General features: G+C 55.5%; 27 protein-coding genes. 25 read left to right on the forward strand and 2 right to left on the reverse strand.

The annotated features are described in order from the left end of the window. Positions 1–21 precede the first annotated feature (21 nt). The 3 genes from MKY86_RS04230 to MKY86_RS04240 are packed head-to-tail and all read left to right on the forward strand — an operon-like array spanning position 22 to position 2907. Positions 22–975 carry an ABC transporter permease subunit gene (locus MKY86_RS04230; RefSeq protein ID WP_083685155.1) on the forward strand — a complete coding sequence of 318 codons (954 nt, stop codon included), beginning with the start codon at positions 22–24 and terminating at the stop codon, positions 973–975. Between the two features lie 12 nt (positions 976–987). Then, positions 988–1917 (forward strand): carbohydrate ABC transporter permease, encoded by a 930-nt coding sequence (locus MKY86_RS04235; protein WP_076079580.1) that lies wholly within the window; start codon positions 988–990, stop codon positions 1915–1917. A gap of 54 nt (positions 1918–1971) precedes the next feature. Beyond that, complete coding sequence (locus tag MKY86_RS04240; RefSeq protein ID WP_076079581.1) at positions 1972–2907, forward strand: helix-turn-helix domain-containing protein; 936 nt, start codon at positions 1972–1974, stop codon at positions 2905–2907. 386 nt (positions 2908–3293) lie between these two features. On the opposite strand, the gene MKY86_RS04245 is transcribed toward MKY86_RS04240, so the two are convergent. Next, entirely contained in the window at positions 3294–4289 is a 996-nt protein-coding gene (locus tag MKY86_RS04245) for an S-layer homology domain-containing protein (RefSeq protein WP_083685158.1), read from the reverse strand. 77 nt (positions 4290–4366) lie between these two features. Beyond that, entirely contained in the window at positions 4367–5206 is an 840-nt protein-coding gene (locus MKY86_RS04250; RefSeq protein WP_076079583.1) for an aldo/keto reductase, read from the reverse strand. A 269-nt stretch (positions 5207–5475) separates the two neighbouring features. Here MKY86_RS04250 and MKY86_RS04255 point away from each other — a divergent pair, with 269 nt between their 5' ends. From MKY86_RS04255 to hemW (MKY86_RS04360), 22 genes are all read left to right on the forward strand, one after another. Further along, positions 5476–6063, forward strand: a complete 588-nt coding sequence (locus MKY86_RS04255; RefSeq protein ID WP_076079584.1) for a TetR/AcrR family transcriptional regulator — start codon at positions 5476–5478, stop codon at positions 6061–6063. Positions 6064–6172: 109 nt separating this feature from the next. Continuing rightward, positions 6173–7402, forward strand: a complete 1230-nt coding sequence (locus MKY86_RS04260) for an MFS transporter (RefSeq protein ID WP_076079585.1) — start codon at positions 6173–6175, stop codon at positions 7400–7402. Positions 7403–7691: 289 nt separating this feature from the next. After that, a complete protein-coding gene (locus tag MKY86_RS04265) occupies positions 7692–8291 on the forward strand; it encodes a winged helix-turn-helix domain-containing protein (RefSeq protein WP_076079586.1) in 600 nt (199 codons plus the stop codon). 174 nt (positions 8292–8465) lie between these two features. Further along, positions 8466–8921 carry an SRPBCC family protein gene (locus tag MKY86_RS04270; RefSeq protein WP_076079587.1) on the forward strand — a complete coding sequence of 152 codons (456 nt, stop codon included), beginning with the start codon at positions 8466–8468 and terminating at the stop codon, positions 8919–8921. 8 nt (positions 8922–8929) lie between these two features. Beyond that, on the forward strand, positions 8930–10252 hold the full coding sequence (locus tag MKY86_RS04275) for a beta-ketoacyl-[acyl-carrier-protein] synthase family protein (protein WP_076079588.1): 1323 nt from the start codon (positions 8930–8932) through the stop codon (positions 10250–10252). Beyond that, positions 10249–11493, forward strand: coding sequence for a beta-ketoacyl-[acyl-carrier-protein] synthase family protein (locus MKY86_RS04280; protein ID WP_076079589.1), 1245 nt, complete (start codon positions 10249–10251; stop codon positions 11491–11493). The genes MKY86_RS04275 and MKY86_RS04280 overlap by 4 nt, the downstream gene beginning before the upstream one ends. A gap of 46 nt (positions 11494–11539) precedes the next feature. Then, entirely contained in the window at positions 11540–11758 is a 219-nt protein-coding gene (locus MKY86_RS04285) for a phosphopantetheine-binding protein (RefSeq protein ID WP_036723283.1), read from the forward strand. 14 nt (positions 11759–11772) lie between these two features. Beyond that, positions 11773–12135: a holo-ACP synthase gene (gene acpS, locus MKY86_RS04290; RefSeq protein WP_445669891.1), complete on the forward strand. Its 363-nt coding sequence runs from the start codon at positions 11773–11775 to the stop codon at positions 12133–12135. A gap of 20 nt (positions 12136–12155) precedes the next feature. Further along, positions 12156–13355: an MFS transporter gene (locus MKY86_RS04295; protein ID WP_076079591.1), complete on the forward strand. Its 1200-nt coding sequence runs from the start codon at positions 12156–12158 to the stop codon at positions 13353–13355. A gap of 10 nt (positions 13356–13365) precedes the next feature. Beyond that, positions 13366–13746, forward strand: coding sequence for a cupin domain-containing protein (locus MKY86_RS04300; RefSeq protein ID WP_036723287.1), 381 nt, complete (start codon positions 13366–13368; stop codon positions 13744–13746). Positions 13747–13796: 50 nt separating this feature from the next. Beyond that, positions 13797–14762 (forward strand): amidohydrolase family protein, encoded by a 966-nt coding sequence (locus tag MKY86_RS04305; RefSeq protein WP_076079592.1) that lies wholly within the window; start codon positions 13797–13799, stop codon positions 14760–14762. Positions 14763–14771: 9 nt separating this feature from the next. Next, positions 14772–15533: a cyclase family protein gene (locus MKY86_RS04310; protein ID WP_340826313.1), complete on the forward strand. Its 762-nt coding sequence runs from the start codon at positions 14772–14774 to the stop codon at positions 15531–15533. Between the two features lie 53 nt (positions 15534–15586). Next, on the forward strand, positions 15587–15895 hold the full coding sequence (locus tag MKY86_RS04315; protein WP_076079594.1) for a TIGR04076 family protein: 309 nt from the start codon (positions 15587–15589) through the stop codon (positions 15893–15895). A 16-nt stretch (positions 15896–15911) separates the two neighbouring features. Further along, complete coding sequence (gene hemW / locus MKY86_RS04320; RefSeq protein WP_076079595.1) at positions 15912–17279, forward strand: radical SAM family heme chaperone HemW; 1368 nt, start codon at positions 15912–15914, stop codon at positions 17277–17279. 14 nt (positions 17280–17293) lie between these two features. After that, on the forward strand, positions 17294–17611 hold the full coding sequence (locus MKY86_RS04325) for a carboxymuconolactone decarboxylase family protein (protein WP_076079596.1): 318 nt from the start codon (positions 17294–17296) through the stop codon (positions 17609–17611). After that, positions 17601–18983 carry a radical SAM family heme chaperone HemW gene (hemW, locus tag MKY86_RS04330; protein WP_076079597.1) on the forward strand — a complete coding sequence of 461 codons (1383 nt, stop codon included), beginning with the start codon at positions 17601–17603 and terminating at the stop codon, positions 18981–18983. Before MKY86_RS04325 ends, hemW (MKY86_RS04330) begins: the two co-directional genes overlap by 11 nt. Continuing rightward, positions 18980–20419, forward strand: a complete 1440-nt coding sequence (locus MKY86_RS04335; RefSeq protein WP_076079598.1) for a U32 family peptidase — start codon at positions 18980–18982, stop codon at positions 20417–20419. Before hemW (MKY86_RS04330) ends, MKY86_RS04335 begins: the two co-directional genes overlap by 4 nt. Beyond that, positions 20416–21591: a flavodoxin family protein gene (locus MKY86_RS04340; protein WP_076079599.1), complete on the forward strand. Its 1176-nt coding sequence runs from the start codon at positions 20416–20418 to the stop codon at positions 21589–21591. The genes MKY86_RS04335 and MKY86_RS04340 overlap by 4 nt, the downstream gene beginning before the upstream one ends. A gap of 39 nt (positions 21592–21630) precedes the next feature. Continuing rightward, positions 21631–22389: an alpha/beta fold hydrolase gene (locus MKY86_RS04345; protein WP_076079600.1), complete on the forward strand. Its 759-nt coding sequence runs from the start codon at positions 21631–21633 to the stop codon at positions 22387–22389. A 2-nt stretch (positions 22390–22391) separates the two neighbouring features. Continuing rightward, positions 22392–23675 (forward strand): B12-binding domain-containing radical SAM protein, encoded by a 1284-nt coding sequence (locus tag MKY86_RS04350; RefSeq protein WP_076079601.1) that lies wholly within the window; start codon positions 22392–22394, stop codon positions 23673–23675. 26 nt (positions 23676–23701) lie between these two features. Continuing rightward, the gene (locus tag MKY86_RS04355) at positions 23702–24988 is read left to right on the forward strand and encodes a B12-binding domain-containing radical SAM protein (RefSeq protein WP_076079602.1); all 1287 of its coding nucleotides are present in this window, start codon (positions 23702–23704) and stop codon (positions 24986–24988) included. A gap of 4 nt (positions 24989–24992) precedes the next feature. After that, positions 24993–26291 carry a radical SAM family heme chaperone HemW gene (hemW, locus tag MKY86_RS04360; protein WP_076079603.1) on the forward strand — a complete coding sequence of 433 codons (1299 nt, stop codon included), beginning with the start codon at positions 24993–24995 and terminating at the stop codon, positions 26289–26291. Positions 26292–26297 lie beyond the last annotated feature (6 nt).

Below are 26297 nucleotides of genomic sequence, written 5' to 3' on the forward strand. Positions count from 1 at the left end.
GAATGGAAGGGGCGCTCCCAAATGAAACCAGCACAGACCACGGTGCCGCATCAGACGCTGCGCGGGAACGGATGGCTTCGTAAGCAGGCCGGGCATTACCAGCTATGGCTGATGGTGCTTCCTGCGGTCATATATATCGCCATTTTCTGCTATGGTCCGATGTATGGCATCCAGCTTGCTTTTCGTGAATTTGATTTCAGCAAAGGACTGACGGGCGGGGAATGGGCCGGGCTCAAATATTTCGAGCAGTATTTCAACAGCCCGATGTTCTGGCCTACGCTGCGAAATACGTTTATCATTGCGTTTTTCTCCATCCTGCTGGGCTTCCCGATGCCGATTCTGCTGGCGCTGGTGGTTAACTCGATACGCAGCAACAGACGCAAGCGTATCCTGCAGACTACGGTGTATATGCCTTACTTCATTTCTACTGTTGTTCTGGTTGCGTTGCTGCAAATTATGCTGTCGCCTACGACCGGGCTGATCGACGGCTTCCTGAAGGCCCTGCACCTGATCCCTGCGGATACGAATCTCATTGGTGATCCCGGTGCCTTCGTTCCGGTGTATGTCATCTCTGCCATCTGGCAGGCCTGCGGCTGGAACAGCATTATCTTCATCGCCGCCCTGTCCTCGGTGGATGCGCAGCAGTATGACGCCGCCCGGATTGACGGGGCTAACCGCTGGCAGACCGTCTGGCACGTGGAGCTTCCGGCCATCCTGCCGACGATTATTATTTTATTGATTATGAATATGGGCAGCATACTGAGTGTAGGCTTCGAGAAGACTTTTCTTATGCAAAATAGTCTTAACAAGCCCGTCTCGGAGGTCATCTCCACGTATGTCTTCAATGTGGGCGTGAAATCCAACCAGTTCAGCTTCGGTTCAGCGGTCGGACTATTCAATACCCTGATCAATTTCACGTTCCTGATGCTGGCGAATGCCCTGGCCAAAAAAACTTCAAAAATCAGTCTGATGTAGGGAGGAAATGGGATGTCAAACAGTCAAGCCGCTCATTCGCAAAAGATAAAGCATTCGGGCGGCATCGCAGACAGGCTGTACACGCTGGTGGTTGCGGTCATTAGCATCGCAGCGTTCATCATGGTCGCGTACCCGCTGTATTTCATCATCATAGCTTCCGTCAGCAACTCCACCATGGTGAACCAGGGACAGGTTATTCTATGGCCTAAGGACATTAACCTGTACGGCTATGAGCAGATATTCAAGGACACCCGAATCTGGCAAGGGTATAAAAATACGATTATCTACACGGTGCTGGGCACGCTGCTCAATCTGCTGGTCACGCTCCCTGCGGCGTATGCCTTGTCCCAGCGGAAATTCCGGGCACGCAGGTTCATTATGCCGCTGTTTGTGATCACGATGTATTTTGGCGGGGGGATGATTCCTACCTATCTGCTTATCCGTGACCTGAATCTGTTGAATACGCCCTGGGTAATGATTGTGAACGGTGCCATTAGTGTATACAATCTGATTATTACAAGAACCTTCTTCGAGACCGCTATCCCGGAGGAGCTGCACGAAGCGGCTACCCTGGATGGCTGCTCGCACTTCCGTTATTTCATTTCGGTGGTGGTTCCGCTGTCCAAGGCAGTGATCTCCGTCATCACGCTCTATTATGTGGTGGGTCACTGGAACGACTTCTTCAACGCCTTGCTCTATATCAATACGGATAGCTTACAGCCGCTGCAGATCGTCCTGCGCAATATTCTATTATCCAATCAGGCGTTCGCGGGCGGAGCCGGATCAGGTGCCGGGGCCGGTGCGGGCAGCTATGCCCAGCAGTTCGCGGATCAGATCAAATATGCGGTCATTATCGTATCGACGGTGCCGGTGCTGATTATCTATCCGTTTATCCAGAAGTACTTCGAGAAGGGCGTAATGATCGGTGCGGTGAAGGGCTGAGCGTATAGCTGACGCTGCGTGCAGCATCCGGTGGGCCGGGAGGAGGGAACCTCAGTGAAAAAAAGTCTTGAACTGCTCGATTCCATCGGCGAACCTGTATCTCAAGATATGAAGGAAAAGCTTATTCATGGCAGCAGACAATTCCGCATGAGTGTGCATGTAACCAAGCTATCCTCGCTCAATAATCTGGTGCTGTATTCCCACTGGCATGAAGAGCTGGAGCTGCTGTTCATGATCAAGGGCACGGCCAAATTCCATGTGGGGCAGGAGAAGCTGGTCGTCCAGAGCGGAGAGGCGGTTTTCATTCAGCCCAATATGCTGCATTCGGCGATCCGGGTGGATCAGGAGGAGATTATTTTCTGCGCGGTGCTGGTGCATTTCAATTTCCTCTCGAGCCTGGAGAATGACCAGATTCAGCAGCAGTATGTCTTCCCGCTCTTTCTCGACAACCGGCGTTATCCGCTGCTGATCGGGCGGGAGCTGGAGGAGAAGCTGCGGCTGATTCCACTGCTGGAGGAGGTGCGGGATCTCTATCAGCAGGAGGCGCACGGCTATGAGATGCTGATTAAGGCCAGGCTGTTCGAGGTGCTGTACCGGTTGGAAAAGTGTGCGGCTGAGCATCCTCGGGCAGGACTGCCCGGGCAGTCCCGGGGCGGCAACAGCTCGATGCTGGCAAAAAAAACGCTGGCCTACGTCCAGCAGAACTACAGTAAGCGGATCACGCTCTCGGATATGGCGCAGCAGGTCAACATGAGCCCGTCGTACTTTTGCCGGTTCATGAAGAAGCAGTTCGATCTGTCCCCGATGGACTTCCTGAACGAATACCGGATCTCGGAGGCGGTCAGCCTGCTGGAGACCACGGATAAGAAGATCATGGAGATCTCCGGCATGACCGGCTTCAGCAATGTCAACCGGTTCACGGAGATGTTCAAGAAGACCTACGGCTGCCGCCCGATGGATTACCGGAACCGGCTGCGGCAGAGTAAATAGGCGCAAAGCAAGAAGAAGCTGTGCCAAAAGCCATGAAAAGGCTGCTTGGGACAGCTCTTTATTGCGGAGTAGGATCAACGTGAGTACTTACGTGGACGCTCCGCAAACGGACCGTTGTTCCAATCGCTGTGCTCTCCAGATTTTTTTCATTCCCCTTATCGGTGAAAATCCGGAGAGCAAGGCGACCGCTGACGCTTTTACACAATCGTTCCGTCCGCTCCGCTGTTTAAGCGGTATACGAAGTACCCAACCCTAAGAGAATGTCAGATAAATTCTCTTCCAAAAACAGAAAGCAGCGATTCCTTTAACGGAGAATCGCTGCTTTTGTAACGTTTAAAGTTCTTGAGAAATTTATCTACCTACAGATAGAGAATAGATATAGAAGCTTACTTCGCTGGAGCCGATGGATCAAGCCAGCGCGAACCCATTACAGGCTCAGCCGTTGCAGTGTAGCCTGCGGGCAGGTAAGTGGATACCGAGCCTTTGGTGATCACTTGCGGATACATTTTATCCGGGTCAGGCAGGGTTACCTTGAAGTAGATTACGGCTTTGGTGGCGCTGGTGAACTCTATGCGCTCTACCGCCAGACCGTAGCCGGGGTTTGGCAGGTTATCCACGGTGATGGTGGCTTTGTTAACGCCTTCAGCCACTTTGTCCAGGACTACATCAGAGACGTAATTGTTAGCCGGAACCGGCTCCGGCTCAGAAGGCTCATTGCCCGGATTGTTCGGCGTAATCACCCGGTCGGCGAATTCAGCGGCATCATGGATCATGACCGCAGCTTCAGCGCGGGTAATCGCATCGGACGGACGGAATTTCCCGTTATCCAGCGTGAGCACCTTCGTGTTCAGCAGCACCTGCAGGCTGTAATTAACCTCTGGAGTAAGTTTATCGCCATCCTCAATCATGAAGAACATCTTGGTTACCGGGAAATTGCCCTTGCTCTGCAAGGCTTGGGTCAATAGATGGGCGAATTCTGCACGGGTCATCGGTGCATTCGGGTTGATATCCTTTGCCAGTGTCAGGCCGCTCTGCTTCGCAAGGGCGAAGGAGGAGGCGTACCAGGCATTATCTTTTACATTGTCAAAAAGCTGGCTGGCCTTAGTACTGCTGTCGGAACCGGCTTTCGGTGCAAGCGCCAATCCTTTTACAAGAAACTGTACGGCTTGCGCATTCGTCACTTTGGCATTGGGGGCAAACAGGTCGTTCGTAATTCCGTTAATTACACCAGCGCTATGCAGTGTATTGATCTTGGTTTCGGCTGAATTTCCCTTGAGGTCCGAAAAGGCAAATGCGGACGCTCCGAACGATAAGCTGGCAGCCAGGATTCCGCACGCGATGCTCATTTTTTTTGCGTGCTTCGTTAGATTAGTTGGTTTCATTGTGCATCACCTCTATATACTCAGATGGTTCTTTACCGCGAAAAGTTGCAGTTGTCCGGAAAATAATACGAAAAAACTTAGGACAACGGGATAAACCGGGTGGACCACAGGTACAATTTATTTTGCGGATCGGTAAATCCTCTTTTATTCTGATCCAGGGTTGCGATTCTCTTCATCTCTTCGTCCGACAGGGAGAAATCAAACAGCTCCAGATTCTGTTTCAGCCTGGCAGGAGTAACCGACTTCGGAATCACAGCGATATCCCGCTCCAGATTCCACCTCAGGATGACTTGCGCCGCTGTTTTATCATATTTGGCTGCCATTTCGGTGAGTACAGGGTGGGTAAGCATCTCCTGGTTACCGTGTCCAAAAGGGCTCCACGCGACATGCTGGATACCGTGCTTGCTCATATAGTCATGAAGCGCCCCTTGCTGGAGCAGCGGGTTCGTCTGAATTTGATTCACTGCGGGGACAATCGTCCCCTGCTTCATGACCTTATCCAGATGCTCCTGCTCAAAATTAGATACCCCGATCGCCCGGATCTTGCCCTCTTTGTATAAAGACTCAAGGACATGCCAGCTTTCCAGATAGTGCTTGGCCGGCCAGTGGATCAGGTAGAGATCGACATAATCCGTTTGGAGCTTCTGAAGGCTGGCTTCAAAAGCTTTACGGGTCTTTCGCCCCAGGTCCGTACTCCATACTTTGGTCGTAATAAAGAGCTCGCTTCGAGGGACACCCGATTTCTGAATAGCCCTGGCTATCAATTCCTCGTTGCGGTAAGCTGCCGCCGTATCCAGATGCCGGTACCCGTTTTGAAGCGCCCATACTAGAGCGTCTTCATTATTGTCTTTGATGTTATACACACCCAGACCCACCTTCGGCATCTGGACTCCGTTATTCAAAACGAAATGTTCCATTTCGCATCTTCCTTTCCTTTTGAGTTCGTGTAACCAGCCCTCTTGGTCAACGATTATAGCATAAGAAGGCAACTAATCATCATTGGGAAAGAAAATCGAGACGGATGCACTTCGTAGGATTTTTATGAGAAAAGCAAAAAATTAATCCGGAGATAGCATGGGTTATGCTCTTTTCTCCGCTGTCGCACTCCGTATAATAATCATGCTTGCATTCCCAAATATGAACCCATATAATTAAACCGAACAGTCGGTTTTTTAGGAGGAGTGAAATGAGTACACCAAAAGGTTCGGTAAAGCGGAGTATGATCCTAGACCAGGCGTTGGAGCTTTTTGTGCAGAAGGGATATGCCGCCACCTCGATGGAGGATATCGTCAAGCACACCGGGGTCAGCAAGGGCAGCATTTATTACCATTTTTCCAGCAAAGATGATTTGTTTGTGAGTATGGTCGAAAAAATCAACCGCGAATGGGTGGAGGAGTGGTCTGAGATTCGCCGCCAATTTCCGGAGGTCGGAAGCAGACTAATGGGAGCAAGCTTGCATTTTGTGAACAGCTTCCAGAGTCCTCTGACGAAGGTGGCTGAAGAGTTCTCCATGAATATGCAGGAGGGTTACCAGGAGATACATCAGCGGCTGATTGAGATCTCAATGGTGCAGATTGAAGTATTTACCGAGATCTTCCGGGAGGGGATGGAGCAGCAGGTTTTTACTATGGCGGACTCGAGCCGGCTGGCTGTGTTATTCACCAGTATGTTAAGCGGCTTGACGCTGTATCCCCAAGTGTTCCCCAAAGACGGGATGCACCAGCATACGCAAGAAGCGGTGGCTCTGTTATTAGAGGGAATTAAGAAGAAATGAATGAAGCGCAGCCTGTTCGAGTCGTTGAACCGCAGTTCTCGGGCAGGTCCGCTTCATTTGACAATTATTAAACCGAACGGTCAGTTTTATCGAAAAAGGAGGTAATACGATGAAAGAATTGTTGCGAAATCGGGTATTTCTGCTGGTAATGGCCTCGGATGTGCTGCAGCAGGTGGGGATTTGGGTGCGCAATATGGCTTTGCTCTATTATGTGGTGCAGCAGACGCAGGGTGACCCGGTGGCTGTGTCCTTGCTTACGGTGGTGGAATACGCGCCGATTTTCTTATTTTCCCTGGTGGGCGGTGTGCTGGCTGACCGCTGGCGCCCCAAGCGCACCATGATCTGGGGCGATGTTCTAAGCTTTCTCTCCATTGTGCCAATTTTATTTGTGGTGGCATGGGGATACTGGCAGGCGGTTTTTATTGTGACGATGATCTCCGCGATTGTGTCGCAGTTCTCCCAGCCATCCTCGGCCAAATTGCTTAAAACCCATGTTCCTGAACAAGAGTTGACGGCTGCCATGGCGATGACCCAGATGGTCAGCTCGCTGTTTATCATTCTGGGCCCCATCCTCGGCACCTTTGTTTACTACACCTTCGGAGTTATGGTTTCCTTGAGCAGCCTGCTGGTAATCTTTGCGCTTTCCGCTTGTTTTTTGCTCTTCCTGCCGGATTCACCGCGCTCCATGGAAAGGTTGTCAGTGCAGGCTGTGGTCAACGATTTACGCGGAGGACTGCTCTACCTGTTGGAACATGCCAACTTGAAGGTGTTGATGGTGATGTTTGGCGTCCTTGCTCTGGGAGCCGGTCTGACCGCTCCGCTTGACATCTTTCTGGTTACGGAGCGGCTGGGATTGGCAGAAGCAGACTTGCAGTGGTTTACCGCCTTGTCCGGCTTGGGCCTCCTGATCGGGGCAATAATCGCCGCCAGCCTGTCCGGTCGCCTTAAGGGCAAAGGGGTGGTTTTCGCCGGTTTGATTTTGCTCGGGGCGGGGACGATGATTGAAGTATGGTCGGTCTGGCCCATTCTAACAGGCGGGATGCGGCTGATTACCGGTTTGTTCCTGGCTTTGACGCAGACTGTAATTGGCACGTATATGCTGACTTTGGTTCGAGCTGAATATATCGGACGGATTAATGGCCTCATCACTCCAATTTTTACCGGGTGCACGCTGATCGGGACAGGACTTTCTGGTATGCTGGTGGCGCAAAGCTCGCTTATCTTTGTCTATATGCTATCCGGTTTGATTTTGATGCTGGCGGCCTTGGTAGCGCTTCGTCTACGCTTCGACTACCCTGTAGCTAAGCAGGCAGAGGGGGTAGAAACAGCGGAGAAGTAATGCAGATAGAGGGTTGTCCGTAAAACAGAGGACCGTAGCGAAAATGCGCGGCCCTTTTTTGTTCATTTTTTAAGAAAGAAGCTATGATATTTTTCCTTTTATATCCCAAAAAATACTATATTATAGAAAATGTAATCTTGGGAAACCAAGCTTGTTTGAGAAGAATGGGATTGGAGAGAAGTTCATGCGTGTTGCGCTGGTGTGTTGTGCAGATTCCACAGAGCCTTGTGAGGATTGCAGGTTTAAAATTGTTCATTCTTTTTTTGCACAGGAGTACGGTTGTAAGGTATTGCATTTCAAGGAGCTTGAGGCGCTGGTCGATATTGTGAAGGAAGGCCTACAGCTGGATGGTGTTGTGATCAGCACCCCTGACTTCAACCCGGGCTTCATTCACACGATGCAGTACCTGCAACAGATGCTTACGCTGAGAATATTCTTCATTGTAGAGGAGATCAGCGCGCAGGGTACCCCTGTCCCTTTTCCTTCCAATCATATGTACATCAGCGGCTTCGAGCGCAACGGCTTCCAGGAGGAATTGTTCAGCCGGTTGCGCTGCTGGTTCGACGAAGGACTGGCCCCTCACACACACCACACCAGACAAATCAAGGATATCGCCCTTCATCTGCACTCCAAATCCCTGAAGGTCGGAGAATTCGTCATTGAGCTTACCTGTAAAGAGTTCGAACTCCTGGAGCTGCTGCTGGAATGCCAAGGCCAGTACATCCCTACCGAGCAGATTCTGCACCAGTTATGGGACAGGTATACTTCCCCTGAGATTGTAAGGCAGTACGTATACAAGCTGAGGCACAAAATCGAGATCATCTCCGGAAGAAGCGACATTATCCTGTTTCGCCGGGGAATCGGATATTCGGTGAATCCATTGATCTGACAGAGTTCTGTCAGGTCTTTTTTTTGTGCCCGGGAAACACATAGATTCTACTCTTCCGTAAACTCCCATAAATCAACAATAACTGTAAATTAACGCAAGTTTAACAGCCGGGTTATGTCCCCTTTCGGGCGTAGGCGTTACGATGTCATTAATACGAATGGGGAGGCAGATGGAGTGGCAACGATTCAGAACAGTATCTGGATTCACGCAGACCGGATCACCGTATTTGAGCGGACGAATGATATTGCGCACTGGACAGATTTATTCACGGAATACAAGGAGACGCGGGTGCTGGAGCAGGGGGACGCCTACATCCGGTTTGAGCTGACGACACATCCCGAGGGGAACCGGCCTTCGCGCACGTGGGAATCTGAACGCTGGCTGGACCGGCCGAACTTCCGGATTACGGCCAGACGTCTGGCGCCGCTGCTGCCGTTCAAGCATATGAATCTCGAATGGCTCTATGAGGAGCAGGACGAAGGGACGTATATGACCTGGATTCAGGAATTCGAGGTTGATCCGGCAAGCGGGCTGACCGGGGAGCAGGTGGAAGCGCATCTGAACCGCACGACCAAGGAGCAGATGACGGCGATCAAGCACAATATCGAGAAGCAAACGGTTCGGAGCTGAGGGCTTATATGGAGAATGTGACAAAAAAAAGAGTCGTGATCACTGGCATGGGGCTGCTTACCCCGCTGGGGAATACGCTGGAGCAGTTCTGGAGGAACAGCCTGCAGGGCAAGGTGGGATATGACCGCTTGCAGGGCTATGAGCATATGGCGTTGAAAAGCCGCGTTACTGGCACAATACCGCAGTTCGAGCATTTGGGCCGGACGGCCGATGAAGGGCAGCGGGCAGGTATGGGGCGGCCGGGTATTCTGGCGGTCAACGCCGCGATAAGGGCGGTTGCCGATGCGGGGCTTGCGTTCACGAAGGAGCTGCGGGAGCGTTCCGGGGTCTGCATCGCCAATGCGATTGCCGACACCCCGTTCTCGGAGCAGACCTTCCTGCGGATGACGGAAGGCGGGCAGGGGCCGATTGATCATGGACTCTGTCAGGAGGATTTGTACCGCAAAGGCATGTTCTCTTATATTGCCTTCGAAGTGGCGCATGAGTTCGGGCTTCAGGGAGAGGCACTGGTCATGTCCACAGGCTGCACGGGCGGCATTGATGCTGTCGGATATGGCTATGAGTCGATTACAGCCGGGGAACATGACGTCATGATCTGCGGCGCAGCGGAAGCACCGGTCAGCTCCATGACCATATCCTCCTTCGATGCCATCGGTGCGTTGACCTCCAGGTTCAACGATGACCCGCAGCGGGCTTCGAGACCTTTTGAGAAGAACCGCAGCGGCTTCGTTCTCAGCGAGGGGTGTGCCGTCGTTGTGCTGGAGGAGCTGGAGCATGCGCTCCGGCGGCAGGCGCCGATCTATGGCGAGGTGACCGGATTCGCCAGTACGAATAACGCTTTTCATATGACCGATCTGCCACAGGATGGGGATGCGCTCAGTCTGACGATGAACGAGGCGCTGGGCCACGCGGGCCTGACAGCGGAGGACATTCAATATATCAACGCACATGGAAGCTCGACTCCGCAGAATGATGCTTTTGAGACCGCCGCTTATAAAAGAACGTTCGGAGAGCTCGCCTACTCCATCCCGATCAGCTCCACGAAATCCATGGTAGGCCATCCGCTCTCGGCAGCGAGCGCCATTGAAATTGTGCATTGCCTGCTGGCCTTGAACGAGGGCTATATCCCGCCAACCGCCAACCTGGACGAGCCGGACCCGGCCTGTGATTTGAATTATGTGCCGAAAGAGGCGATCCAGCGCGACCTGTACCATATTCTGACCAATGCCAGCGGATTCTCCGGGATTCACTCCGCGATGATTCTGGCCGCGAACGAATACAGCAATCGGGCAGGCAAGCTTCAGACTGAACAATGGATGTGCAGCCTATGAAGAATACAGTATTCGTAACCGGAGTAGGGATGGTGGGGCCGTGCGGGAATAGTGCCGGGGCCTTCTGGGAGGGCCTCCTGAGCGGCCGTAATTATATGACTCCGCTCCAGCTTGAGGGTACGACTGGTACCGCGCCCCCCTTCGCTGGACAAGTCAGCGGGATGGAGCCGGAGCAGGTCATCTCGAAGCGTCTGCTCAAGAAATGCTCCCGCTTCTCTGTCATGTCGATCCTGGCTGCGAAGGATGCCATGGATGATGCGCACTGGGAGCTTGATCAGATGAGCCGCGAGCGGATCGGGATCTTCGTCGGCAACAACTCGGGGGGCTGGGAGAGTGCGCGGAACGGTCTGCGTGTCCTGCATACCGAAGGGGCGCCCTTCATTGACCCGAATCTGGCGAGCAACTGGTTCCCGGCGGCGGCACAAGGGCATATGTCCCTGGCCTTCGATATCAAGGGCTACAGCAAGACGGTGATCGCCGACCGGAGCAGCGGGCTGCTCGCCATTGCGTATGCGGCCAGAGCCATCCGCAGCGGGATCATCGATGCGGCAATTGTGGGCGGAGCTGAGACGCCGCTCGATCCGTGGGCGCTGTCCTTCTATAACACGGAGGGGCTGCTGAATCTGAGTGCGGACCGCCCGCAGACGGCATACCGGCCGTTCGTGGAGGGGCGCAGCGGGATGGCCCTGGCTGAAGGAGCCGCGTTTCTCTGCCTGGAATCAGAGCGCAGCCTTCAGAAGCGCGAGGCGTCCCGCCGGGTGCGGGCGAGCATCCAGGGCTTCGGCTTCACGAATGACGGCCAGGCTGCCGCTCCGCCTGAGGAGAGTATAGCGCAGTGTGCCAGGGCGATCCGGCTGGCGATCGGGCATTCGGAGACGCAGCCGGAGCGGATCGGCTATCTGTCGCTGGATGGGGCCGCCTCCGCCCGTGAAGACGGAATTGAATGCTCGGCCATTCAGGAGGTGTTCGGCAGTAGTACAGAAGCCAAGTGGGCGGGCTGCCCCAAGACCGTCTTCGGCAACACGATTGGAGCGGCAGGGGCGTTCGATGTCGCACTGAGCGTGCTGGCTATGAATCACGGGGAGCTGCCCGGCCTTCCGTATCTGGCAGAATCGGTTCAGGACAATGGCTTGAACTTCGTGCCGGGGATCAGCCGCCGGACCGCTGTGGAGTCTTCGCTGATTCTGTCCAGAGGGAGGGGGGGTGTCTCTTCGGCACTGGTTGTGAACCATGAATTGTAAAGCAAGAAGCGTAAAGCCCATTAACTCTAAAGGAAGGGTGTATCTAATGGTATTCGAGAAGGTAAAAGCAATCATTGAGGATATTGGCATTGAGGATGAGATTATCGAATCATCGCGGCTCTATGACGATTTGGCCCTGGATTCAACAGAGCTGGCGCTGGTCTCTACAGCACTTGCGAAGGCGTTTGGCATCTTCATTGAGAGTAGGGTGCTTAAGACTTATTCTGTAGCCCAAGTGATCGAAGCCGTTGCCTTGAAGGCATGATAAGAGGGATCGGCATGGATCTGGTCAGTATCAGCTTCGTGGAGCAGATGCTGGCCAAGTGCGGTGAACTCTTCATCCAGCAGTACTATTCAATGGAAGAGAGGGAGCTGTTCGCTTGTAAAAAAAGACAGGCCGAACACTTCCTTGCCGGCAGATTCGCCGCCAAAGAAGCGCTGCTGAAGGCCATCGGCACCGGGATGAACTGTGAGCTGGACTGGAATGAGCTGGAGTTCCTCAACCTTCCCAGCGGCCAGCCCTATCTGGTCCGCAGCCGAAGACTGGAGTCTTATATACAGCAGCAGGAGAGCATCCACGTAAGCATTAGTCATCACGGTGATTATGCTGCTGCATTCATCATTATTGAGAGCAGTCAATGACTGTGAGGAGGACGAATCACATGAGCAACAACAAAATATTCACACTTTTGGCCATCAACATTCTGCTTGTATTCTCTATTATGGTCAGCATCTTCCCGATCGCACCCCTGATCAGCAGTGATCTCGGCATGACCTCCGGTGAGATTGGAACCATAGCGGGCATTGCCTCGCTGGTGATGACCTTTCTGTCCATTCCGTCCGGCGTGTTCGCAGACCGGTACGGGCGGAAGAAGATTATTATCGCCTCCATGGCATTATCGGCAGTGGCCGTATTCATGGTGGCTGCATCCCACGGAGTGCTGCTGTTCACGGCTGGATGGCTGCTGTTCGGCTTCGCCAGAGGGTTCGTGTCCACGCCGATCTTCGCGGTGGTGATGGATGTGTGCAAGCCCGAGGAACGGGGCAGAGCGATGGGTATTGTGTCCGGGGCGATTGGCGCCGGGTCGGTGCTGGGGTATGTGCTTAGCGGCCTGCTGAGCAATTATTTCGGCTGGCATACCTCCTTCGCGGTGCTGGCTTCACTGCTGCTGCTGTCCACGCTGGTTACCACGGTGCTGCTGAGGGAGACCGGGGTCAAGAATACAAGCAGAAGCATCGGGCAAGCCTTCAAAAGCTCCTTCAAATGGCTGGGCGTCCGCGAAATTCTGCTGGCGGGTATTGTCGGAACTCTGTGCTTCATGGTGGGGGTGTTCACCACCTTCCTGGTGCCGTTCGCGGCTAAGGAACAGAATATCTCCCTGGTGCTGCTCAGCCTGCTCTTCATTCCGTATGAAGCAGTAGCCTCGTTCGGAGCAGTCTTCGTTGGCTGGATCTCAGACAAGGTAGGCAGACATGCACCGCTGATCTGGGCCCAGTCGATCTGTGTAGGAGCGCTTGTGCTGCTGTATGCACTTGACTTCAATCCTTGGCTGCTAACCTTCGGATATGCCCTGATCGGGCTTACGGAAGGGCCGATTATTACCCTGGTCAACACGATTATTACGGATAAGGTCATTAAGATTAATCCGATGGAGATGGGCGCGGCCTTGGGAACCTTCCGGACCCTTCAGGGGGTCGGGATTGCGCTGGGGTCCACGCTTGGCGGATTCTTCTACAGCCGGATCGGAACGCATCCGAGCTATCTGGTGGCCGCAGGGCTGATGGTGCTGACGCTGCTGATCTCACTGAGCCTTGGCAAGAAGGAAAAAGCTGGCGTCACCGAATATAAATCTGCGGGATAAGGGGTGCAGTATGAACCAGGTCTACACGAAAACAGTGGTCCATATGGATGAAGTGCCGGTGGTTCATTCCAGAGGAGGACAGATGCGCGTGCTGGCGAGTCCGGCGACAGTCGGGTCCACCCAGCTGATCATGGGCCATGTCCTGCTCCAGCCGGGAGAAGAGATCAAGGAGCATCTTCATGATTACGGCGAAGAGAATGTCTACGTCGTCCGGGGCCGGGGAACGGCGTTCATCGAGGATATTCCGCATGCCATCCGGGAGAATAGCCTGTTCATTGCGCGGAGGGGTGAGCGGCACCGGGTAGTCAATGAGGGTCCGGGCGAGCTGGAGCTGGTCTTCGCTACAGCGCCGCTGGCCCCCAGGCCGGAGATCGGGCACAGAGAGGTCTGACCTCCCTTCTAGGCAATACCAATTCTAAGCAAAGTGGTGAGAAGACAAACGTGAAGAGTGATCTTGTGATTGTAGATACCCATGCCCATTTCGCCGTCAAGGAGAATAAGAGCCTGGAGCTTAGCCTGGCCGCGGCCGGGACCGTCCCGGATTACAAGAAGCAGAAGGGCTTCGATGACCTGCAATATCTGAAAAAGATGGTGGGCGCTGGCGGAGACGGCTTCGTGGACGAGAACAATATGCTGGAGGATTACCTTGCTTGTATGGACGAGAATCAGATCGCCATGAGCTGGGTTCATCAGCTGAGCTTCGAGGATGTCTATGGCTATGAGGTGCTGTCCAATGAGAAAATTGCCGAGGCGGTCCGCGCCCACCCCGACAAGCTGCGCGGCTTCGCCAGCGTCAATCCCTATAAGGGGAAGGAGGCGCTGGCGGAGCTGGATTATGCCATTAAGACGCTGGGCATGCAGGGCTTCAAGCTGAACCCCAATGATTACGGGGGCTTCGTCCTGAATGACCGGGATTTGCTGTATCCGCTGTATGAGCGGTGCAGCGAGCTGGGCGTTCCGGTCAGCGTGCATACCGGGATTACGCCGGGCAGTATTTTTCGGATGAAGCATAATTACCCGATTCTGCTCGATGATGTTGCTGTGGATTTTCCGGACCTGACGTTGATTGTGGAGCATATGGGCCATCCCTGGAATGACCTGTGCTATTACATGGTCGGCAGACACGACAATATGTATGTGACGATCACGGCGGTAGCCAATATCCTGATTCACAATAATCCGAAGGTGTTCCGGATGGAGCTGGCCAAGATGATCTCGGTCTGCGGCAGCCACAAGATTCTCTGGGGCTCGGACTGGACGGTTACCCCGAACATCGCCGAGGTGTTGAATTACATGCAAAAGGTAGTGATCCCGCTGCCCATGAAGCTGATGATGGGGGTGAAGGAGATCAAGCGGGAGGATGTCCAGAACATCCTGGGACGCAACGCACTCAGAATTATGAAGTAGGTGAGAACTTTGGCAGTTCAGTTCATTGATTTAAGCGTGCCTATGGAGCAGAATCCGGGGGAGCTGGCCCCGTACGGGTTCGAGCAGACCGGCCATCAGGAGGGCGCGGACCGCTTCGCCCGTCAATTCGACGGGAGCCGGAAGGACTTCCCGGGCGAAGAGTTCCTGAACATGGAGATGATCACCGCGTCCACCCATACCGGAACCCACTTCGATGCCCCCCTGCATTTCGGCTCCAGGAGTGAGGGAGAGCCGGCAGCATCCATTGACGAGGTGCCGCTGGAGTGGTGCTTCGGCGACGGGGTGGTGCTGGATTTCACCCATATCCAAGCGGGTGAAGCTATTGAGAAGCAGGATATAGTGCAGGCGCTTGAGCGGATTGGATATACGCTGAAGCCGCTGGATATTGTGCTGATCCGTACAGGTGCGGACCGGCACTGGGGAACCCCCCGGTATCTTACGGATTACCCGGGCATGAGCAAGGAGGCTACGGCGTTCCTGACCGGCCAAGGTATCAGACTGATGGGCATCGACAGCTACGGGTTCGACCGTCCGTTCAAGCATATGATCAGTGATTATAAGCGGACCGGGGATAACGCCTATCTGTTCCCCGCTCACTTCTGGGGCAGAGAACAGACGTATTGCCACATGGAGCGCCTGGCGAATCTGGAGCAGATTCCGGTACCGTACGGGTTCAAGGTGGCTTGCTTTCCGATCAAGATCAGGCAGGCCGGTGCGGCCTGGGTACGGGCAGTAGCGATTATCGAGTAGCGCATTTCAGTGCAAGTGAAACGAATCACATATTATATGAGGAGGAATTAGGGATGAATTATGAATTTGAACTCAAGGTAACAGGCGTTAAAGGGCATTGCCGGGCAGGGCATAAGGAAGGGGATGTCATGAAGGTCTCCCCGCTGAACGCAGGCAATCTCTGCGGAACGGCCTTTCATGCGGTCTTCCCGATGCTGCTGGCGCTGAACATGGATGCGAAGCTGCCGTGGGACCCGGAGGGCAATATTGTACACTCGGCTTGCCCGGATATGCGCAACCAGATGACTATGGAAATCCGCCGCATCCCAGTGGATCCGTCCGAAGATTCTCCATATGCAGGCCGGATGCTGCAATCCAAATGAAGGGAGACCGCTCCATATGAATAATGCGAAGCCATACGTTGAAATGTTCAAGGAGAGAGATTCGATCTGCGTCTCGCATTATCCGGTGCCTGTCTCACAGCACACAGAGCCTGAGGTCCGGTCGCTGATGGAGCTGGATCAGGTGAATACCAAGGATACGCCGGTAGCGCTGTATCTGCATATTCCCTTTTGCGATGCGACCTGCTCGTTCTGCCCGTTCAACCGTTATCTGAAGCGGCAGGATCAGGTGGACCGCTACCTGGCCGCTGTCCGGCAGGAGATGGACAGCTATGCGGCTACGCCGTTTGGCAGCAGTATTACGGTCTCCTCCATTAATCTGGGCGGCGGGACACCCTCCTGCCTGTCCTCGGAGGAGCTGACCGGACTCCTGCAATACATGAAGCAGTCCTTCCGCGTGGAAGAGGAGGCCATGATCTTCATCGAAGGCAACCCCCGGAATTTCACGGCGGACAAGCTGGAGACCTTGGCTTTGCAGGGATTGAACCGGATCAGCGTGGGCGTGCAGACCTTCCATGAGGAGCTTGCCGAGGTACTGGGACTGTATCACAGTGTCGAGGATTCGTTCGCATTAGTGAAGAATGCGCGTAACAGCGGTATTGAGAATGTCGGCATTGATCTGATGTACAATCTGCCGGGTCAGACGCTAGATCAATGGCGGGCGGATATTCTCACCTCCATCGAGCAGGAGATTGACCATATCTGTGTGATTTCCTTCTGTGTGGTGCCGCATACGCAGATTGCTTCGCGTATAGCGGAAGGGAAGATTCCGGGGATCGGGGATGTCTACCGGGAGATTGAGCTGTATACCATCGCCAAGGAGATGCTGCTGGAGGCGGGGTATGAGCAGTACAGCGTCATTGATTTCGCCAAGCCGGGCAAGACGGACCGGCACGCCACCCTGTACTTCTCGGAGCAGGCGCATATGATCGGGATCGGCGCAGCTGCTTTTGGCATCATTAACGGCTACATGTATATCAACAGCGGCAATCTGAATGAATATATGACCCGCGTGCAGGATGGGCTGCTGCCGGTCAATTGCGGGGAGAAGGCCGACGAGCGGGAGCTGGCGCACGGGGCCATGGCCAAGGGGCTGCGGATGCTTTCCGTGAACCGTGCCGGGTTCGTGAAGATGTTCGGGCAAGAGCCGGAGGAGCTGTTCCCGGAGACGATCGAACGTCTGGTGCAGGATGGGCTGCTGATTCAGGATGCGGAAGGGATTCGGCTGACTGAGGACGGCATTATATGGGGCAACAATGTGAGCAAGCAATTTTTCTCCGCGAAATATGCGGATTACGGGCTGCAGCACCGGATGAAGCTGGCTAAGGGACGCCCGGTGCAATCGGTACAATCGGTTCAATCATAAGGAGGGTATAGCTGATGAGCGATATGTTGATGAGAGTTAATCCGCAGGTAGGGGCCGCTTTTGATAGCATGTGCAAGTCGATTGAGGATACGGGGACGCTTGAGCCTAAGGTGCGGGAATTGATCCGGCTGGCTTGCGTAGTTACAGACCGTTCTACCTACGGCATCCGGCTGCATGCGCTGAAGGCTTATGAGCTGGGTGCGAGCGCGGAGGAAGTGACAGAGACCGTGATGAATTGTCTGCCGGTGGCAGGGATTGAGGCGGTCTCCTCGGGCCTTGCTGCGGCATTGTCGGCTGTGGAAGCCAAGCGGGGTGTTCATCATGGCCGTTAAGACCACAACCCGTGAATCCTTCTACAACGTCTATCCCCATAGAGATCCTATCTGTGTGTCCCACTATCCCAATCCTGTGACCGAGGTTACCCCGGCTGATATTTACGGAACAATGGGCCTTGGTGACCAGCCTCCGGCGCATAATGTCGGCGCAGTCTATGTCCATGTTCCCTTCTGCGCCTCGGTCTGCATCTTCTGCCCCTTCAACAAGATGGCCTATCAGGAAAAGCAGGTGGAGCAGTACATGGAGGCCGTCAAAGCCGAAATCGGCATCTATGCCTCTTCCCCGTACGGTTCGCAGTCCACGATCAGCGCGGTGACGTTCGGGGGCGGGACGCCTTCGGCTCTGTCGGCTGAACGGATGGTGGAGATGCTGAAGAGTGTCCAAGCGAATTACCGGGTGACACCGGATGCACAGATCTCTTTTGAAGGCAGTCCGGCAACCTTGACGCTGGAGAAAATGCAGGCCATCCGCGCCCAGGGGGCGAACCGGATCAGCATCGGCATCCAGACCTTCAACGACAAGATGGGGCATCATCTGCGGATGAGCCATGATTCCCGGCGGGCCTTCGAGGTGCTGGAGGAAGCGAAGGAGGCGGGCTTCGAGAACATCGGGATTGATCTGATGTATAACCTGCCTGAGCAGACCATGGAGGAGTGGCTGGAAGATGTGCGAACAGCGGTGCGGCTCGGCATCGACCATATCACGGTCTTCTCTCTGTGTGTAGTACCCTTCACGGCACTGTTCAAAATGATCAAGGAAGGCAAGATTCCGCCAACCGGCAGTGTCGAGCTGGAAGTGGATATGTATCTGGAAGCCAAGCGGCTGCTTCAGGAAGAAGGCTATGTCCAGTACAGCGTGTGGGATTTCGCCAAGCCGGGCTTCGAGGACCGGCATGTCCTCTTGTACTATACCCAGCAGAAGGATCTGTTCGCGCACGGTCCGGCGGCCTTCGGGTACGTCAACAAGCTGATGTATATCAACCAGGGGGATATTCAGGAGTACAGTGACCGGCTCCAGCAGCAGTTCTTGTCCGTCTTCATTGCCAGTCCGGCGGATGATCTGGAAGCGATGCACGGGATGATGGCCAAGGGCCTGCGGATGCTGTCCGTGAAGCGGAAGGATTTCACCGGCATGTTCGGATTCCAGCCGGAGGAGGTCTTCGGTAAGACGATCGATGAGCTGGTGGCCAAAGGCCTGCTGGAAACGGATGAGCATGAGATCCGCCTGTCCGCGAGAGGTATTGTCTGGGGCAACAACGTCTGCAAGGAGTTCTTCTCGGAAGCGAACCAGCAGACCTTCGAGAGCCGTGTGAAGCTGGCACGCGGACAAAAGCCGGCTGAGGCTGCCGGAGAGGAGCTGAAGGGATGAAGCTGTCTGTCGGCACGAACTTTGATGACCGGTTGCCCATCCTGCTGAAGGATTCGCATGTGGATGTTTTCTACGGCAAGCTGTCCTCTGATCTGGTGGGCGGCGGAAGACCAACCTTTGCACTGCCAACCATAGACCGGGCGAGGGTGGAGGAGCATGTGAAGCTGCTGCATGCCTACGGGTTCAAGTTCAATTATCTGCTGAACGCTACCTGCCTGGATAACCTGGAGACCACGAAGGATTTCCATTACCGCCTGCGCGAGCTGCTGGAATGGATCGGCACGCTGCAGCCGGAATATGTGACGGTATCGCTCCCGATGCTGATTGACATGGTGCGCACCGCGCTGCCGGATGTGAAGATCAGCCTGTCTACCTTTGCCAATGTGAACACGCTCAGACAAGCCCAATATTTCGAGGAAAAAGGCGTCAGCGAGATTACCCTGCCCGAGAGCCGGAACCGTGACTTCGCCTTCCTGGAGAGCCTGCGGAAGAATACCCGCTGCGACTATCAGCTCATTGCGACCAATGACTGTATGCTGGATTGCCCGATGCGCCATAATCATGCGAATTTTCAGAGCCACGCCTCGCAGTGCAACCATGTGACCGAAGGCTTCGCGCTGGATTATTATATGCTGCGCTGTACGGAGCGTAAGCTCCAACACCCGGAGGAGCTGCTGAAGTCGCAGTGGATTCGCCCGGAGGACATGTATGTCTATGAAGAGCTGGGCTACCACAAGTTCAAGCTGACCGAGCGGATGAAGACCACGGAGAAGATTGCGGCTACTGCGCAGTCCTACTCCGAGCGGAAGTATGAGGGGAACCTGCTCAGCCTGCTCAATTCACGGATGGCGGAGGCCGACTTCGAAATGCCGAACTTCTCCAAGAACATCAAGGAGGATTTCGCACCGTCTGACAAAATGAGACAGGTCTACCGCCTGCTGTTCAGCTTCCAGGCCAGCATCGACAATGAGAGTCTGGAGGGCTTTCTGGAGGGCTTCCGCTCGAAGCGCTGCGACCGGATGGACTGTGACAAGTGCGGCTACTGTGCCGAATGGGCCAGCCGGACCGTATCCATGGCGAAGCCCGGAGATGAAGCGCTGAAGGAATTCGAGCAGCTGTTCGCGGCGCTCGCATCGGGAAGCTTCTTCGAGTCAGCGGCCGGGGCGAAGGCGGTCTGGAGCGCGGAGGGCGAGAGTCTTCTGGGTGCGGTCATTGGGCGTAAGCCTGAGTTCATCCGCGATATGGCCGGGCCTGAGATCCGGAAGAAGGCCGAGGAGCTGGCGGCTGCCCGGGGAAGTGCCCAGGTCTTACGGCAGGATGTCGCCAAGGCCAATGTACTGTGCACCCCGGCAGACTTCCGGATGTTCGCGCTTAGCGATCTGCGGGCGCTGGGCTTCGATACGGCTGAGCTGGACTTAGAGGAGGCAGCCGGATGAAGAAGATCATCGGGCTTGCCGGGTCCATGAAGAAGCATCACAGCTCCAGCGAATATCTGCTCTCCGTTGCGCTTGAAGCGGCAGCGGAGCAGGGGGTGCAGACGGAGCTGCTGCGGCTGAATGATTACAACATTCTGCCTTGTGACGGCTGCGGCAACTGCATGAACGGCAAGCACTGCCACCTGCTGAAGGACCCGGAGGATCAATTGACAGAGCTGTACGACAAGCTGAAGGAGGCGGACGGGTTCGTCTTCGCCTCCCCGGTCTATGCGCTCTCGCTTCCGGCCGTCTGGAAGAACTGGATCGACCGCTGCGAGCCGTGCAGTGACGAGGATCTGGACTTCGAGTACTACAATTATGACCGGGTGGCTGGAGTGAAGGGTAAGGCGTTCAAGGGCAAGGTCGCCGGACAGATTGTTGTCGCAGCGGGACCCGGGCATGAATGGGCGCTGGCCTCGCTGATGCCCTGCTTCACGGCGATCAAGCTGTCGATGATTGCCAGCGCGGGCATCAGCCTGATTGAATATGACGGCCAGCCGGGCATCCGCAAGCGCTCCTGGAGCAAGCCGATTGAAGAAGCAGAAGAGGCGAAGATGATGGCCCGGGCGGTCGGGATGCGGGTGGCCTCCTCCTTGGGCTTCTCTTACTTCGACCTTCCCGGGCAGTCGGGGGCAGGGCAAGGGCAGGGAAGCGGGGGGCAGGATGCTATGGAGCCGAGCCAGGAACGCGGGGTGCAGGCTGAAGTCTGGTCTGCCTTCACTGTGCAGGACGTCCGGGATGAGGAGGTTACACTCGGTGAACTGGCTTCGATTCAGCCGCGCATCTTCGTTATCGGTGATCAGCAGGCCAGCCTCCGCTGCGGGCCGCTGCTGGAACAGCTGGAGCAGCAGTTCGGCGGGAGCGCAGACTGTGCGCTGATTGCAAGAGTGGGGCAGCTGCCCCACTTCATCACGCATGAATTCGTGAAGGAGAAGACGAGCCAGACCGTTCCCGGCTTCATGCTCTACTATGACTGGGAGGATAAGCTGGCCTCACGCTGCACCCTGGCGCCTGGACAGCCGGCTATTCTGGTAGGCAGAAGCCCCGGGGAGTGGCGGTTGTTTGCAGTCGAGGAAGCAGACGGCCGGGATATAGACCGGGTCGTGGACTATCTGGAGGAAGCTGTCGTATGAGCGGCCCGGCCGGGAAGTTCAAGGGAGGATACACACTATATGCTGAAGACTAAGGGGATACCTTTATTTTATAGCCGGCAGGGCGCCGGGGAGGCCGTGCTGTGTCTGCACGGCAACCGGGACTCTTCGCTCGTCTTCGGGGACCTGGCCCGGGCACTGGAGCCTCATTACCAGGTGCTCCGCGCGGACCTGCGCGGACACGGCCAATCGGAATACGCCGGTCCGGCCTTCACCCTGGAGGACATGGTTGATGATATTCTCAGGCTGCTGGATGAGCAGGGGCTGAAGCAGGTCTCGATCATCGGGCATTCCCTGGGCAGCACGCTTGCGCTGCTGCTGTCCGCCCGTGAGCCGGACCGGGTGAAGAAGCTGGTGCTGATGGGGGCCGCCGCCACCTTCGCGGTTCCGTTCAAGCGGCCGGAGCACGGGGAAGAGATTACGCCGGAGGCTGTGCGGCAGACGAATGCGGCGGCGGTTCCGTATTTTTTCACCGAGGGGCATGAAGAGGTTCAGCATCAGATTCTGGAGGGCTGGTCCCGGCTGCCTGCCGCGACCCACCGTCTGATGATTCAGATCAAGCATCCCGATCTCCGGCCGATCCTTCAGGGCATCCGGCAGAGATCGCTGATTATTACCGGGGAGGCGGACCGGATTACGCCGCTGCACAAGGCCCTGGAGCTGAACCGGTATTTGCCGGACTCCCGGATGCATTCGGTTCCAGGCGCTGGACACTTTATGTTTCTTGAGGCGGGCGAGGACGTAGCTGCTGCCGCACTCACTTTTCTTAAGGGGGAGTGAGTATGGGCAGAGTGCTGCTGATCTCGGCGAATACGGAGAAGCGGCCCCCTGTATTCCCGCTGGGTCTTAGCTATATTCACGCCAGTCTGGTCGCTTCCGGCTGGGAGGCAGGCATGCTGGACATGACCCAGCTGGAGTACACCCGGGAGGCCGTTACGAATTACCTTAACGCCTATGCGCCCGATTACATCGGCTTGTCGATCCGTAACCTGGATAATTGCTGCATGCAGTATCCCCGGAGCTTCGTGGATCAGGTCTGCTTGATGGTGGATTGGGTGCGGGAATGGAATAGCAGGGCTGGTATCATTCTGGGCGGGGCTGGCTTCTCGCTACTGCCCAGGCAGTGGCTGCAGGAGACGGGAGCCGATTACGGCATTGTCGGTGACGGCTGTGACAGTATCGTGGAGCTGCTTAGCCAGCTGGAAGCGGGGCAGGTGCCGTCCGCAGTAAGCGGGCTCATGTTCAGGACAAGGGCCGGGGAATGGAATTACTGGTCGCCGTATGCTCCTGAGCAGCTGGATCAAGAGTATTTTCCGAGCCGCAGCGGATTCCTGCACAGCTATGATGTGGATCGTAGGGTCCGTCATAATGTATTGACCAAAAGGGGCTGTGCGCTAAGCTGTACCTATTGTGCTTACCCGTCACTGGAGGGCCGGGCCGTCCGCCTGCGGTCGCCTAAGGGGGTGGCTGATGAGATTGAGCAGATGGTGGTGCAGTATGACATCGGCTCATTTGATTTCGTGGACAGTGTGTTCAACTATCCCCTGGAGCATGCCGAAGAAATCTGCCGGGAGCTGATCGGGCGGACACTTCCGTTATCCTGGGGCTGCTTTCTGAATCCGCGGTTCTTCACGGCAGAATTCGCCGGCCTGCTTAAGCAGGCCGGGTGTACGGAGGTGGAGTTCGGCATTGATTCAGGCAGCGATATCTGTCTCAGGTCGTTCAAGAAAAACTTCCGGCAGGCCGAGATCCGGTCGGTGGTCCAGCTCTGCCGCGATCAGGAGCTGGACTTCAGCTTCTGCCTGCTGATCGGGGGGCCGGAGGAGACGCCGGAGACCCTGCACGAGACGCTGGAGCTGATGGAGGAGCTTGCGGTGCAGCGCATCTTCGGCTTGTTCGGCATCCGTATTCTGCCGTCCACCGATATGTACAGCTATGCAGGTTCGCCGGAGCCGGATGAGCTGCTTCATCCGAAATTCTTCATGTCCCCGCAGCTGAGCCTGGAGCAGGCGAACAGTATCTGTGCGCCGTACCGGGAGCGCAACCCGGACTGGATGTTCATTTGAATGAGGAAGAGCGGGTGGAGTGAAGCATGAGAATACTGGTGGTGTCTACGAATACGCTGCTGAAGCCGCTGCCGGTCCTGCCTGTCGGGGCGGGGATGGTCTACTCGGCCCTCACGGCTGCCGGATTTAAGGCACGCTTTCTGGATCTGGCTTTTGTGGCTGAGCCGTTGGAGGCGCTCCGCGAGGAGCTGCGGGTCACCGGAGCGGATCTGATCTGCCTTTCGGTGCGCAACATCGATAATCAGGTGATCCAGCAGCCGGAGAGCTATCTCTCTTTCTTACAGCAAGTCATGCAGGTATGCCGTACCTGCAGTTCAGCCAAGGTACTGCTTGGCGGGGCTGCAATGCTGGTAATGCCGGGCGAGCTGGTGAAGGAGCTGGGGGCGGATTACGGCATCAAGGGGAGCGGGGGCGAAGCGGAAGCGGTACGGCTGGCCCGAGAGATCGATCGGGGGCAAGCCCCGGAGGCAGGCACGGTACGTAATGCAGATCCCGTCTATCATCCGGTGTACAGCCGTATTCCGCCGAAGCCGCTGTTCGCTCCGCAGTATTTTATCCCGAACCCCCGCATCAAAAAAGCCTCGATGGGCTACCAGGCCTCCAGAGGCTGCAGCCGGCACTGCATCTATTGCTCGGAGGGCTATATGAATGCCGGCGCCTGCCGGATTCCTGCGGAGCAATTCAGCGAAGACATGAAGATCCTGGAGAATGACTATCAGGTGCATAATATTACTTTTGTAGATGGTGTGTTCAATCATGAGGTGGAGGAGACGGTGGAGTTCTGTAAGCTGATCGGCTGCACAAGCCCCTCGCTGGAATGGAGCTGCGCCTTGACCCCGGCTCAAGTTACGGAGGAATTGATCCGCTCGCTGAAGGAGAACGGCTGCCGCTTCGTGGACATCGGGGCCGACTCGGGTTCACGGCAGATGCTCCGGCGGATGGGCAAGCAGTTCACCCCGGAGCATCTGGTTGCGCTGGGACGCCTGCTGGAGCACTATCAGCTTCCCTATTCGGTATCGCTGCTGTTCGGCGGTCCGGGAGAGAATGTGGAGACGGTGCAGGAGACGGTCCAGGTGGTCAATCAGATGAACCCTGTGTATATTCTGGCCAGCCAAGGCATTCGTGTCTACCCTCACACCGCACTCTACCATATCGCTCTACAGGAGCAGGTGATCCGGGCTGAGGATAACTTGCTTTTTCCAGCCTACTACCAGTCCAAGGACTACAGCGCTGACCTGCTCACTGATGCTCTGTCCGCATCACGCCACATCTATAAAGATATGCTTATGAATTCAATTGGAGGAAGGACTTGATAGAATGAACAAGCCTGTGTACCCGTTCCGGGAGATCGGGATAGGGCACTATCCCATGGGGAACGCTCCGGTGTCGCCAGAGGACAGCAAACGGCTGCCGTCTCTGATGAACTTGAATCAAGCCGCGGCAAGCTCCAAGCTGGTCTATGTACATATTCCCTTCTGTGACTCGATCTGCCCGTTCTGCCCGTACCCCAAGGCGTTCAACGAGCAGGGAGCCCGCAAGGATTATCTGGCTGCACTGTTCCGCGAGCTGGAGATGTACGGGATGACGCCGCAGATCCGCAATTGCTCAGTGGAGGCGCTATATATCGGCGGCGGGACGCCAAGCGTGCTGGACGAGGAAGAGATCACAGCGTTATTCGAGCAGCTACAGGCTACACTTCCTGTGCATAATATCGAAGAGATCACATTCGAGGGCAATCCCGCCTCGTTCACCGCTGCCAAGCTGAAGCTGCTTCAGGCGCTTGGGGTGAACCGGATCAGTCTCGGGGTGCAGACATTCAACGATGAGCTGGGCAGACGTCTTGGGCTGCTTCAGACCGGTGAGGATTCCCTGCGGGCGATTCAGGATTCCAGAGAGGCGGGCATTTCGAACGTCAGCCTGGACCTGATGTACAATCTGCCGGGCCAGACGATGCAGGAATGGCTTGAGGATCTGGCGAAGGTAGTGGAGCTGGATATCGGTCATGTCACGCTGTTTCCGCTTAAGATCATTCCCGGCTTCGGTCTGGCGAAGCGCATTGCCAGCGGCGAGCTTCCGGCCTGCGGCGGACTTGAGCTGGAGCAACAGATGTATGTGGAGGCTTGCCGTTATCTGGAGTCGCAGGGCTATTCGGTGGAATCCACTTATGATTTCGTCCGTCCGGGAGGCCATCATGTGTATAGCCGCAAGCATTTCGACGATTACCTGGACTTGCTCTCTGTCGGACTGGGGGCGTTCGGCGACGTGGGCGGGTATGCCTACCAGAATGTGAAATCACTCCCTGAATATGTGAAAAAGATTACATCCGGTGACCTGCCCATTGCTTTAGGCTACGAAGTGAAGGCAGAGGATCTGCCCAACCAGTTCCTGGCGATGGGCCTGCGCCGTACAGCGATTGACCGCCACCAGTTCCGCCGCAAATTCGGCGTCTTCCCGGAGGAGCATTTCCCCGAGCTGTTCGACAAGTTCGTGAAGGAAGGGCTGATCGAGATCCGCGAGGACACCATCGCGCTGACGCGTTTCCACGGGTTGTTCTGGGGCAACAATGTATGTAAGGAGTTCTGCGAGGAGCAGATCAAGATGGCTTTTCCAAAATGATGGAGG

The sequence above is a fragment of the Paenibacillus sp. FSL R7-0333 genome (assembly GCF_038000365.1).
Taxonomy (GTDB): domain Bacteria; phylum Bacillota; class Bacilli; order Paenibacillales; family Paenibacillaceae; genus Paenibacillus_AQ; species Paenibacillus_AQ silagei.